Origin of the sequence: Pseudomonas sp. NBRC 111133, from assembly GCF_001320605.1 — a bacterium.
Classification (GTDB): Bacteria; Pseudomonadota; Gammaproteobacteria; order Pseudomonadales; family Pseudomonadaceae; genus Aquipseudomonas; species Aquipseudomonas monteilii.
On sequence record NZ_BCBJ01000115.1, the window covers coordinates 1 to 12,200 of the forward strand.

Here is a 12,200-nt window from a genome sequence, read left to right on the forward strand (position 1 = left end):
CCGCCCGCACCATCGCCGAAAAGTACTTCGCCCCGCACAACCGCAAGTCCGACGAAAACGAGCCGCGCTATGTTGACGGCCGCGCCGAACTGATCCCCGAGGTGAAACCTGCCGTCGATGCGTTCCTTGAAGCCGGTTTTCTCAACGCCAACCGCGACTTCGAAGCTGGCGGCATGCAACTGCCCAGCCTGGTCTCGCAGGCCTGCTTTGCCCACTTCCAGGCCGCCAACGCCAGCACCACGGCCTACCCGTTCCTGACCATGGGCGCAGCCAACCTCATTGAGAGCTTCGGCACCGACGAACAGAAGCGCCTGTTCCTGCAACCCATGATCGAAGGTCGCTACTTCGGCACAATGGCGCTCACCGAACCCCACGCAGGCTCATCGCTGGCCGACATCCGCACCCGGGCAGAACCGGAGGGCGACGGCAGCTACAGGCTCAAGGGCAACAAGATCTTCATCTCCGGCGGCGACCACGAGCTGTCGGAAAACATCGTGCACATGGTGCTGGCCAAGCTCCCGGACGCCCCGCCCGGAGTTAAGGGCATTTCGCTGTTCATCGTGCCCAAGTACCACGTCAATCCGGACGGCAGCCGTGGCCCACGCAACGATGTGCTGCTGGCCGGGCTGTTCCACAAGATGGGCTGGCGTGGCACCACCTCCACCGCGCTGAACTTCGGCGACAACGGCCAGTGCATCGGCTACTTGGTCGGCCAGCCTCATCAGGGCCTGGCCTGCATGTTCCAGATGATGAACGAGGCACGCATCGGTGTTGGCATGGGCGCAGTAATGCTCGGTTACGCCGGTTACCTGTACTCGCAGGAATACGCCCGCCAGCGCCCGCAGGGTCGGCTGCCGGATAACAAAGACCCACACAGCCCGGCCGTGCCGATCATCGAGCACAGCGATGTGAAGCGCATGCTGCTGGCCCAGAAGGCCTACGTAGAAGGCGCCTTCGACCTGGGCCTGTACGCCGCTCGCCTGTTCGACGACACCCAGACCGCCAGCGAAGAAAGCACTCGCAAGCAGGCTCAGGCATTGCTCGACCTGCTGACCCCTATCGTCAAATCCTGGCCCTCGGCCTTCTGCCTTAAGGCAAACGAACTGGCCATCCAGATTCTCGGCGGCCACGGCTATACCCGCGAATACCCGGTAGAACAGTACTACCGCGACAACCGCCTGAACCCGATTCACGAAGGCACCGAAGGCATCCAGTCGCTCGACCTGCTCGGCCGCAAGCTGGCACAGAACAACGGCGCCGGCCTCAAGCAACTGATCCGCCTGATCGCCAGCACAGGCGAACGTGCCAGCCATCACCCGAACCTCGACCCGCTGCGCCAGCCGCTGGAGCAATTGGTCAACCGGCTGCAAAGCGTGACCCTGGCGCTGCTCGGCGACCTGGCCCAGGGCAAAGTCGCAGGCGCCCTGGCCAACTCGGCCCTGTACCTCAAGGCGTTCGGCCACTGCGTGATCGGCTGGCGTTGGCTGGAACAGGCCATTCACGCCGAGCTTGGCTTATTCAAGGGCAACCCCGCTGACCGCGACTTCTACCTCGGCAAGCTGCAAGCGGCGCGTTATTTCCTGACCTGGGAAGTACCGGGCTGCCATAATGAGCTGGCATTGCTAGAGGCGCGCGACGACACTTGCCTCACCATGCAGGACGAGTGGTTCTAAGGGGGAGCCACCGGGTACACGGAGGCTTGTGCATGTTTGATTCCAGCGCCCTGCTGCGCCAGCGCTTTGCCGCGCTGCGCAGTACGGCCGAATTGTTTTCCCTGCGGCATGTGAAACAGTCGCACCAGGCGCTGTCGGTTCGCCGCAATGTTGCCGAACCACCCTTCTTCAGCCAGGACGAAGGCGCCATGCTCACCGTGCGGGTCAATGGTGTGGAGGCTTACGCGGCCACCGCCGACCTGTCCCAGGCGGGCCTGCAACACGCGTTGGAGCAGGCCGAGGCCCTGGCCCGGCAGATCGCCCGGCACAGCTTGCTCGATCTGCGCGACCAACCCGTGACCAACGCCCGTCACGACCATGTTTCACCCAACTTCGACCAGCCTGTGCCGTCCCTCGCCGACTGCCTTGGCTTGCTTGCCGCCGAGTCGGCCAGCGTCCCCAAGGACGACCGCCTGGTGGACTGGCAAGCCAGCCTGGGCCTGACCCTGGTCGAGCAAACCTACCTGAACTCGGCCGGCGCCGAACTGCGCCATGCCCAGCGTTTCCTGTTCCCGGGGCTGGGCGTGACCGCTAGCGACGGGCAGGACAGCCAGAGCCGCAGCCTGGGCCGCGACAACTTCGGCCAGCAGGGTGGCTTCGAGATCATCGAGCGCTGCGGGTTGGTGGGCGCCGCCCGACAGGTCGCCGACGAGGCGCTGCAACTGCTGCTGGCCCCCAACACCCCAAGCGGCCCGCGTGACCTGCTGCTGATGCCGGACCAGATGATGCTGCAGATCCACGAGTCCATCGGCCACCCGCTGGAAATGGACCGCATCCTCGGTGACGAGCGTAATTACGCTGGCACCAGCTTCGTCAAAGCCAGCGATTTCGGCCACCTGCAATACGGCTCCAGCCTGCTGAACGTGACGTTCGACCCGACCATCGGCGAAGAGCTGGCCAGCTACAGCTTTGACGACGACGGCACCCCGGCCAGCAAGCAGTTCCTGATCCGCGACGGCCTGCTGTTGCGCCCGCTGGGCGGCGCATTGTCGCAATTCCGCTCTGGTCTGGACGGCGTGGCCAACAGCCGCGCCTGCGGGTGGAACCGTGCACCGATCGACCGCATGGCCAACCTGAACATCGAGCCGGGCGACCAGAGCCTGGCGCAACTGGTGAAGGGCATCGAGCATGGCATCCTGATGCGCACCAACCGTTCCTGGTCCATCGACGACGCGCGCAACAAGTTCCAGTTCGGCTGCGAATGGGGCCAGCTGATCGAAAACGGCGAGCTCAAGGGCATCGTCAAGAACCCCAACTACCGCGGCATCTCCGCACAGTTCTGGCGCAACCTGGCGGCGGTTGGCGACCGCAGCACCTTCCAGGTACTTGGCACGCCCAACTGCGGCAAGGGCGAGCCCAACCAGGTGGTGCGGGTCGGTCATGCCTCGCCGGCCTGCGTATTCCGCCAGATTGACGTATTTGGAGGAGACGCCTGATGAAGCACGCTTTCGAAACCCTGGTCGGGGATGTGCGCGCCGCCCTGCAAGCAGGCGAGCAGTTCACCCTCGGCTACAGCGCCGAACAGTCGCAATTCGTGCGTTTCAACAATGCCAAGGTGCGCCAGGCCGGCACTGTAAGCCAGGCCAGCGCGCAACTGCGGTTGGTCCGTGATGGCCGCCAGGCGGAACAGCAGGTGACCTTGAGTGGCGACGCGCAACTGGACCGCCAGCGCCTTGGCGATGCGCTGGAGCAACTGCGCCAGACCTTGCCACTGTTGGCCGTTGACCCTTATCTGTGGCTAGACGAAAGTGCCTGGCAAAGCCACAGCCTGCAGGTGCAGCCCCTGCCCGAACTGGACGAAGTACTGGCCCTGCTCGACCACGAAGCAGGCGAGCTGGACCTGGTCGGTATCTACGCTGCCGGTCCGATCTGCCGGGGCTTTGCCAGTTCGTTCGGTGCCTTTGGCTGGCACCAGGCCAACAGCTTCAACTTCGACTGGAGCCTGTTCCATGAAAACGGCCAGGCGGTGAAGGCCAACTATGCCGGCCAGGTGTGGAGCGCGGATGACTTCATCGCACGTCTGCGACAGGCGCGGGAACAGCTGGGCTTCCTTGGCCGCCCGGTAGTCACCCTCAAGCCCGGCAGCTATCGCGCCTACTTGGCACCAGCCGCCATGGACGAAATCGCTGGCATGCTGTGCTGGGGCGGCTTTTCCGCACAGGCCCTGGCCACCGGCAATAGCGCATTGCAACGTTTGTACAACGGCGATGCACGGCTGAGCCCGCTGGTGAGCTTTACCGAGCAGGTCAGCGGCTCGCTGAGCCCGGCGTTTTCCGATGAGGGGGCTCCACGCCTGGATGTGCCATTGATCCAGCAAGGTGAGGCTCGGCAGCGATTGATCAGTGCGCGCAGTGCGGCCGAATTCGAGTTGCTGGCCAATGGTGCCGACAGCTACGAGTCGCCGTGCGCACTGAGCCTGGCACCGGGTAACTTGACGAGCGAGCACATTCTTGAGCGCCTGGGCACCGGGCTGTACATCAGCAACCTGTGGTACCTGAACTACTCTGACCTGCCGGCAGCGCGCATGACCGGGCTGACCCGGTTCGCGACTTTCTGGGTGGAAAACGGGCAGATCCAGGGGCCCGTGAGCACCATGCGCTTCGATGACAGCCTGTACAGCTTGCTCGGCAGCCAGTTGGAGGACCTGACCCGCGAGCGCGAGATGATCTTGTCGACCAGCACCTATGGACAGCGCAGTACCGGGTCGAGTCATTTGCCGGGGGCACTGGTCAAAGGCCTGACCCTGACACTGTGATAGGCATTAGCGGCCTCTTCGCGGGCAAGCCCGCTCTCACAGGGTATTCACCACCCTCAGATGTGGTGCAGTACCTGTGGGAGCGGGCTTGCCCGCGAAGGGGCCGGCACTGACAAACGAGGAAGTCATGCCCGATCGAGCACCGCTAGACCCCGTCACCGCCCGCTGGATCCCCTGGGTGGTGGCCATCGCCTTCTTCATGCAGTCCCTGGACGGCACCATCCTCAACACCGCGCTGCCGGCCATGGCCCGCTCGCTGGCCGAAGACCCGCTGCGCATGCAGGGCGTGATCATCGCCTACATGCTCACCGTAGCCCTACTGATCCCTGCTTCGGGCTGGATCGCCGACCGTTTCGGCACCAAGCGCATCTTCTTCAGTGCCATCCTGCTGTTCAGCTTCGGCTCGCTACTGTGCGCCGCAGCCAATAGCCTGGGCTTTCTGATCTTCGCCCGCGTCGTGCAGGGCCTGGGCGGTGCGCTGATGCTGCCGGTCGGGCGGCTGGTGGTGTTGCGCGCCTACCCGCGCAGCGAGCTGGTGCGAATCATGAGTTTCATCACCATCCCCGGCCTCCTCGGCCCGTTGCTGGGCCCGACGGTCGGCGGCTGGCTGGTGGAAATCCTCAGTTGGCACTGGATCTTCCTGCTCAACCTGCCCGTCGGCCTGCTCGGCTGCCTGGCCGTGTGGAAGTTCATCCCGGACCTGCGCGGCGCCGAGCGCACCACGTTCGACGGCCCCGGTTTCCTGCTGTTCGGCGCCGCGATGGTACTGATCACCATCGCCATGGAAGGCCTGGGCGAGCTGCACCTGCCGCACTTGCGGGTGATGTTGCTGCTGTTCGCCGGCATGGCGTGCCTGGCCGCCTACTGGCTGCGTGCCGGGCGCGACCCGGAGCCTTTGTTCTCGCCCAGCCTGTTCCGCGTGCGCACCTTCGCCATCGGCATCCTTGGCAACCTGTTCGCCCGCTTGGGCAGTGGCGCCCTGCCGTTCCTGGTGCCGTTGCTGCTACAGGTCGCACTGGGTTACTCACCGGCCCAGGCCGGCATGAGCATGATCCCGCTGGCGGCAGCGGCCATGCTGGCCAAGTCCGTTGCCCGCCCGCTGATCGAGCGCTTCGGTTACCGCATCATCCTCACCGGCAACACCCTGCTGCTGGGCCTGCTGCTGGCCAGCCTGGGGCTGGTCGACGAGCAGACGCCCTACGCCGTGCTGCTGATTCAGTTGGGCTTGCTGGGGGCGGTCAACTCGATGCAGTTCACCGCGATGAACACCGTGACCCTGATCGACCTGGACGACGCCAGCGCCAGCAGCGGCAACAGCCTGCTGTCGGTGGTCGCGCAGCTGGCCCTGAGCCTGGGCGTAGCCTGTGCTGGCGCACTACTCGGTGGCTTCACCGCTGCCGGCAGCGCTGAAGGCGTGGAGTCCACCTTGGGCGCCTTCCAGCTGACCTTCGTCACCATCGGCGTGATGGCCATGCTGGCGGCAGCGATCTTCCTGCAACTGGCGCCCACGGACGGAAGGCGTGCCCGTCGTCCGGAAGAACACATGGAGTCGTAGGGCGAATGGCCATGAGGCTGGTAGACTATGCGGCATTTTTCGCTTCGCACCGCAGGCCAGCCTCGTGACCACCGAATCCACCGCCTTTGCCACTCTGCCGTTGTCCGCCGCCATGCTGGCGAATCTGGACGCCCTCGGCTATGCCTCGATGACGCCGATCCAGGCCCAGAGCCTGCCGGTCATCCTCAAGGGCCAGGACCTGATCGCCCAGGCCAAGACCGGCAGCGGCAAGACCGCCGCCTTCGGCATCGGCCTGCTGAACCCGATCAACCCGCGCTACTTCGGCTGCCAGGCGCTGGTGCTGTGCCCTACCCGCGAGCTTGCCGACCAGGTGGCCAAGGAGCTGCGCCGCCTGGCCCGCGCCGAGGACAACATCAAGATCCTCACCCTGTGCGGCGGCGTTTCGCTGGGCCCGCAAATCGCCTCGCTGGAGCACGGTGCGCACATCATCGTCGGCACCCCGGGGCGTATCCAGCAACACCTGGACAAGGGCACTCTGGTACTCGATGGCCTGAACACGCTGGTACTGGACGAAGCCGACCGCATGCTCGACATGGGCTTCTTCGACGCCATCGCCAGCATCATCGGCAAGACCCCGTCACGCCGCCAGACCCTGCTGTTCTCGGCCACCTACCCGGCCGGCATCAAGCAACTGGCCGCCGACTTCATGCGCAACCCACAGCAGGTGAAAGTCGAAAGCCTGCACACCGACAACCAGATCGAACAGCGCTTCATCGAGATCGACCCGCAGCAGCGCCTGGAGGCCGTCACCCGCGTGCTCGGCCACTACCGCCCGCAGTCCTGCGTGGCGTTCTGCTTCACCAAGCAGCAGTGCGAGGACGTGGTTGCCCACCTGACCGCCAAGGGCATCGTCGCCCAGGCGCTGCACGGCGACCTGGAGCAGCGCGACCGCGACCAGGTGCTGACCATGTTCGCCAACCGCAGCAGCTCGGTGCTGGTGGCTACCGACGTGGCCGCGCGCGGCCTGGATATCGATGGCCTGGACATGGTCATCAACGTGGAGCTGGCGCGTGATGCCGAAATCCACGTACACCGCGTGGGCCGTACCGGCCGTGCAGGTGAGAAAGGTGTTGCAGTCAGCCTGGTGGCACCGGCCGAAGGCCACCGTGCCCAGGCTATCGAGGAGCTGCAGAATAGCCCACTGCGCTGGGACCAGCTGGACAGCCTGAAGAACAAAGGCGGCGAGCCGCTGCTGCCGGTGATGAGCACCCTGTGCATTGCAGCCGGGCGCAAGGACAAGCTGCGCCCAGGCGATATTCTCGGGGCACTGACCGGTGATGCCGGCATCCCGGGCAAGCAGGTGGGCAAGATTGCCATCTTCGACTTCCAGGCGTTCGTTGCCGTGGAGCGGGCGCTGGCCAAGCAGGCCATGCAGCGGCTGAACAGCGGCAAGATCAAGGGCCGCGCCCTGAAAGTCCGTATCGTTTGATATTTTTTGGGGCTGCTTCGCAGTCCATCGCAGCGGCCCCGGCTATTCATGAGGTAACACCGTGCATTCCACCGACGTCATCATCCTCGGCGCCGGCGCCGCCGGCCTGATGTGCGCCCAGCTCAGCGCCCGTCGTGGCCGCCGGGTGCTGCTGCTCGACCACGCCAACAAGCCCGGCAAGAAGATCCTCATGTCCGGCGGCGGGCGCTGCAATTTCACCAACATGTACACCGAGCCGGCCAACTTCCTGTCGCAGAACGCGCACTTCTGCAAGTCGGCCCTGGCCCGCTACACCCAGTGGGACTTCATCGAACTGGTGTGCAAGCACGGCGTGGCGTACCACGAGAAGAAGCTCGGCCAGCTGTTCTGCGACAACAAGGCCAGCGACATCCTCGACATGCTGCTGGCCGAGTGCGACGAGGCTGGCGCCGAAATCCGCATGCACACCAGCATCGAACAGATCGAAAAGACCGAAACCGGCTACCTGCTGCAGACCAGCGGTGGCCAGTTCGCCTGCCAGTCGCTGGTGATCGCCACCGGCGGCCTGTCGATCCCGACCCTGGGTGCCACCGGTTTCGGCTACCAAGTGGCGCGCCAGTTTGGCCACACCCTGCTGCCGACCCGCGCCGGGCTGGTGCCGTTCACCATCACCGAGCCCCAACTCAAGGCACTGTGCACCGAGTTGTCCGGCACCTCGCTGGACTGCACCGCCAGCTGCAATGGCAGCAGCTTCCGCGAGAACCTGCTGTTTACCCACCGCGGCCTGAGCGGCCCGGCGATCTTGCAGATTTCTTCGTTCTGGGAAGCCGGTGACACGGTGGAGATCAACCTGCTGCCGGACCGCGATGCGCTCACCTGGCTGCAACAGATGCAAACCGAGCGCGCCAACGCCGAACTGAAGACCGTGCTGGGCGAGGTGTTCACCCGCAAGCTGGCCAACCTGCTGGCCGAGCAATGGTTCGAGTCCAGGCCGATGAAGCAGTACACCCCGGCAGAGCTGGCACAGATCGCCGAAAAGCTGGCGAACTGGCAAGTGGTACCGGCCGGCACCGAAGGCTACCGCACCGCCGAAGTCACCCTGGGCGGCGTGGATACGCGCGAAGTGTCGTCCAAGACCATGGAATCGCTGAAAAGCCCGGGGCTGTACTTCATTGGCGAAGTGCTCGACGTCACCGGCCACCTGGGCGGGTTCAACTTCCAGTGGGCCTGGGCATCGGCCAACGCCGCAGCGCAGTTCGTGTAGAGTAGAATCCATTCAGCAGCACGGAACGCTTCTTGCTGGCCCGTGCTGCAATGCATTCTTCGCTTACTGCCTAGCAGGCCATCATGTCATCGAGCTCGTTCCGTCAGTCACTGCGTCGCCTGTGGGGCCAAGACAAGTTCAGCTACAGCATCCGGGTCACCATCGCCCTCACCGGCAGCCTGGCCCTGTGCTGGTACCAGAACGAGATGGCCCTGCTGATCCCCCTGTTCCTCGGCATCATCGCCAGTGCCCTGGCCGAAACCGACGACAGCTGGCAAGGCCGTCTCAGCGCCCTTGCCGTTACCCTCGTGTGTTTTGCCATCGCCGCGTTGGCGGTGGAGCTACTGTTCCCCTACCCCTGGGTTTTCGTTGTTGCCTTGGCCTTGGCCGCATTCGGCCTGACCATGCTCGGTGCCTTGGGCGAACGCTACGGTGCCATCGCTTCAGCGACCTTGATCACAGCGGTTTACACCATGATCGGCGTGGACCAGCGCGGAGGCCAGGTGACGGACTTCTGGCACGAGCCTTTGCTGCTGGTGACGGGGGCGGCCTGGTACGGGCTGCTGTCGGTGCTGTGGCAGGCACTGTTCTCCAACCAGCCGGTGCAGCAAAGCCTGGCCAAGCTGTTCTTCGAGCTGGGCAGCTACCTCAAGCTCAAGGCCAGCCTGTTCGAGCCGGTACGCACCCTCGACGTCGAGGCCCGGCGCCTTGAGCTGGCGCAGCAAAACGGCAAGGTGGTGGCGGCGCTCAACGCAGCCAAGGAAATCATCCTGCACCGGGTCGGCAACAGCCAGCCGAACTCCAAGGTCAGCCGCTACCTCAAGCTGTATTTCCTGGCCCAGGACATCCACGAGCGGGTCAGTGCCTCGCACTACCCCTATAACGCCCTGACCGACGCGTTCTTCCACAGTGATGTGATGTTTCGCTGCCAGCGCCTGCTGCGCAAGCAGGGTTCGTCCTGCCAGGAACTGGCGCGCTCGATCCGCCTGCGCCAGCCGTTCGTGTTGGCCAGCGGTTATCCCGAAGCCCTCGAAGACCTCAACGCTTCGCTAGAGCACCTGCGCATCCAGAGCAACCCGGCCTGGCGTGGCCTGTTGCGTTCGCTGCGGGCACTGGCCGCAAACCTGGCAACACTGGACCGCCTGCTAAGCGCCGCCAGCAACCCGGACAGCCTGGCCGACGCCAGCGACAGCAGCCTGCTCGACCGCTCCCCACGCTCGCTTAAAGACGTGTGGACACGCCTGCGCACCCAGCTGACGCCGACCTCGCTGTTGTTCCGTCATGCCCTGCGGCTGCCGCTGGCACTGTCGATCGGCTACGGCATGGTGCACCTGATCCACCCCACCCAAGGCTACTGGATCATCCTGACCACGTTGTTCGTGTGCCAGCCCAACTACGGCGCAACCCGGCGCAAGCTGGTACAGCGAATCGTCGGCACCGCCGTCGGCCTGACAGTGGGCTGGGCGTTGTTCGACCTGTTCCCCAACCCGGTCATCCAGTCGCTGTTCGCCGTGGTCGCCGGGGTGGTGTTCTTCGTCAACCGCACCACCCGCTACACCCTGGCCACGGCGGCGATCACCCTGATGGTACTGTTCTGCTTCAATCAGATCGGCGATGGCTATGGGCTGTTCCTGCCGCGCCTGTTCGATACCCTGGTGGGCAGCCTGATCGCCATCCTGGCGGTGTTCCTGTTCCTGCCTGACTGGCAAGGGCGGCGGCTGAACAAGGCACTGGCCAATACCCTCGCGTGCGCCAGCGTATACCTGCGCCAGATCATGCAGCAGTATGCCCACGGCAAGCGCGACGACCTGGCCTACCGCCTGGCCCGGCGCAATGCCCACAACGCCGACGCGGCGCTGTCCACCACCTTGGCCAACATGCTGATGGAGCCTGGGCATTTCCGTAAGGAAGCGGATGTGGGCTTCCGTTTCCTGGTGCTGTCACACACCCTGCTCAGCTACCTCTCCGGGCTGGGTGCACACCGCGACACGGCGTTGCCGGCGGAGGTCCAGGAGCAGCTGATCGAGGGTGCCGGGCAAAGCCTGGCCAGCAGCCTGGACGAAATAGCCAATGGGCTGGCGGCGCGCTTGCCGGTGGCGATTCACAGTGATGAAGAAGAGGCGCTGGCCAATGCCCTGGAGCAGATGCCGGAAGAACTGGATGAGCACCAGCGGCTGGTGCAGACGCAGTTGGCGTTGATTTGCCGGCAGTTGGCGCCGTTGCGGACCTTGGCGGCGCATTTGATCAAGGAAGGAGCACCCGCCTGACTTTTGTGTGGCCTGTGCCGGCCCGTTCGCGGGTTTACCCGCGAACGGGCCGGCACAGGCAAAAGAGATCAGAAGCCATGTTCACGCAGCAGCCGGGCATAACTGCCATCCGCCTTCATCGCCACAACCGCCCGTTCGAACCGCTCGACAATCCGCGCATGCTCCGGATGCTTCAGGCTAACCAGTATATGCAAGGTGTTCTCCCCCAGCGGCGGCTCCACCAGCATCACCCCATCGCGCACCTCCTGCGGTTCACGCTGCAAGTTGTAACGCGCCACATACTCGTCCTCCACCGCCAGGTTCACCCGCCCGGCCGCCAGCATGCGCACCGCCGACGAAAAGTTGCGCACCGCCACCTTGTTCAACCGGGTATCGCCGTCGAACTCAGGTGAGTAGGCGTAATCACGCACCACAGCAATGCTGTAAGGGTACAAGTCCGATTGACGCTGATAGCGGAACTCATCGCCCGTGCGTTGTAGCAAGCGAATGCGGTTAGTCAGGTAGGCGCTGGAGAACTGCCCGATGCGGGCGCGCGAATCGCTCTGCCAGGCATTGATCAGCACGTCGTAACGCCCTTCGCTTATCCCCAGCAACGCCCGGGCCCATGGTGCCTCTTCGACTGCACTGGCATAACCGGCTCGGGTTAGCGCCGTAGTGACGATACTGGTCGCCAAGCCACCACCCGGCATGCTGGCATCAGTGAACGGTGGCCAGTTGTCGGCCACCAGGCGTAGCTTGGCGTGACCCGGTACGGGTGTTGCCAGCATCATTGCCAGTAAACCCAGAACACAAAGCAGTGGCCGCATGCTCACGTCCTTTCGCAATGGGGGGACACACTGGCGATGAGATTACACAAACCTGTTGCCGGGAGCAGCGGCCAATAGTGTCAATTTGCCTCTATTTTGGCCGTTCAGGGATACCCGAGCACTTCCCGGATCTGCCGCAGATGCTGGATGATCCACTGCTTGTCGATGGCGCCCCAGTCATGAATGCGGTAATGCCCGGCGTGGTTGCGTGCGCCCTCTTGCTGTTCGAACTCGCAGACGATGTCCAGGTCGGCCAGGGCGGCGATGGTGTCCTGGGCCGTGCGCCGTGGCATCCCGGTGGCCTCCATCAACGCGGGTACGCTGGTCGCGGTCTGGCTGTCGATCAGCCAGGCCACGTACAAACGGCGGTAGAAGCTGCTCTTGGTCTTGCTCACTTCCATGCTGCGTGGTC

The 12,200-nt window shown here is 64.4% G+C and carries 9 protein-coding genes; 7 read left to right on the forward strand and 2 right to left on the reverse strand.

Translation table 11 applies throughout. The features are described from left to right. From APH36_RS25100 to yccS, 7 genes are all read left to right on the forward strand, one after another. A partial coding sequence (locus APH36_RS25100) for an acyl-CoA dehydrogenase (RefSeq protein WP_060500979.1) occupies positions 1-1,673 on the forward strand: 1,673 nt, incomplete at its 5' end. 32 nt (positions 1,674-1,705) lie between these two features. Beyond that, positions 1,706-3,148 (forward strand): TldD/PmbA family protein, encoded by a 1,443-nt coding sequence (locus APH36_RS25105; RefSeq protein WP_060500981.1) that lies wholly within the window; start codon positions 1,706-1,708, stop codon positions 3,146-3,148. Further along, positions 3,148-4,467: a TldD/PmbA family protein gene (locus APH36_RS25110; protein ID WP_060500983.1), complete on the forward strand. Its 1,320-nt coding sequence runs from the start codon at positions 3,148-3,150 to the stop codon at positions 4,465-4,467. The genes APH36_RS25105 and APH36_RS25110 overlap by 1 nt, the downstream gene beginning before the upstream one ends. A gap of 127 nt (positions 4,468-4,594) precedes the next feature. Continuing rightward, positions 4,595-6,022 (forward strand): multidrug transporter subunit MdtD, encoded by a 1,428-nt coding sequence (mdtD, locus tag APH36_RS25115; RefSeq protein ID WP_060500985.1) that lies wholly within the window; start codon positions 4,595-4,597, stop codon positions 6,020-6,022. A 112-nt stretch (positions 6,023-6,134) separates the two neighbouring features. Beyond that, positions 6,135-7,472 carry an ATP-dependent RNA helicase DbpA gene (dbpA, locus tag APH36_RS25120; RefSeq protein ID WP_232333298.1) on the forward strand — a complete coding sequence of 446 codons (1,338 nt, stop codon included), beginning with the start codon at positions 6,135-6,137 and terminating at the stop codon, positions 7,470-7,472. Positions 7,473-7,533: 61 nt separating this feature from the next. Then, positions 7,534-8,715 (forward strand): NAD(P)/FAD-dependent oxidoreductase, encoded by a 1,182-nt coding sequence (locus tag APH36_RS25125; protein ID WP_060500990.1) that lies wholly within the window; start codon positions 7,534-7,536, stop codon positions 8,713-8,715. A gap of 83 nt (positions 8,716-8,798) precedes the next feature. Continuing rightward, entirely contained in the window at positions 8,799-10,982 is a 2,184-nt protein-coding gene (yccS, locus tag APH36_RS25130) for a YccS family putative transporter (RefSeq protein ID WP_060500992.1), read from the forward strand. 68 nt (positions 10,983-11,050) lie between these two features. Here the strand turns inward: yccS and APH36_RS25135 are convergent, their stop codons facing one another. Beyond that, a complete protein-coding gene (locus APH36_RS25135; protein ID WP_060500994.1) occupies positions 11,051-11,788 on the reverse strand; it encodes an ABC transporter substrate-binding protein in 738 nt (245 codons plus the stop codon). Positions 11,789-11,892: 104 nt separating this feature from the next. Continuing rightward, positions 11,893-12,189 carry a helix-turn-helix domain-containing protein gene (locus APH36_RS25140; protein ID WP_016395304.1) on the reverse strand — a complete coding sequence of 99 codons (297 nt, stop codon included), beginning with the start codon at positions 12,187-12,189 and terminating at the stop codon, positions 11,893-11,895. Between the last annotated feature and the right edge of the window lie 11 nt (positions 12,190-12,200).

Coding starts and splice junctions, on each gene's coding strand:
- APH36_RS25110 (WP_060500983.1), top strand. CDS start 3,148: ATGAAGCACGCTTTCGAAACCCTGGTCGGGGATGTGCGCGCCGCCCTG.
- mdtD (WP_060500985.1), top strand. CDS start 4,595: ATGCCCGATCGAGCACCGCTAGACCCCGTCACCGCCCGCTGGATCCCC.
- APH36_RS25135 (WP_060500994.1), bottom strand. CDS start 11,788: ATGCGGCCACTGCTTTGTGTTCTGGGTTTACTGGCAATGATGCTGGCA.
- APH36_RS25140 (WP_016395304.1), bottom strand. CDS start 12,189: ATGGAAGTGAGCAAGACCAAGAGCAGCTTCTACCGCCGTTTGTACGTG.
- APH36_RS25105 (WP_060500981.1), top strand. CDS start 1,706: ATGTTTGATTCCAGCGCCCTGCTGCGCCAGCGCTTTGCCGCGCTGCGC.
- yccS (WP_060500992.1), top strand. CDS start 8,799: ATGTCATCGAGCTCGTTCCGTCAGTCACTGCGTCGCCTGTGGGGCCAA.
- dbpA (WP_232333298.1), top strand. CDS start 6,135: ATGCTGGCGAATCTGGACGCCCTCGGCTATGCCTCGATGACGCCGATC.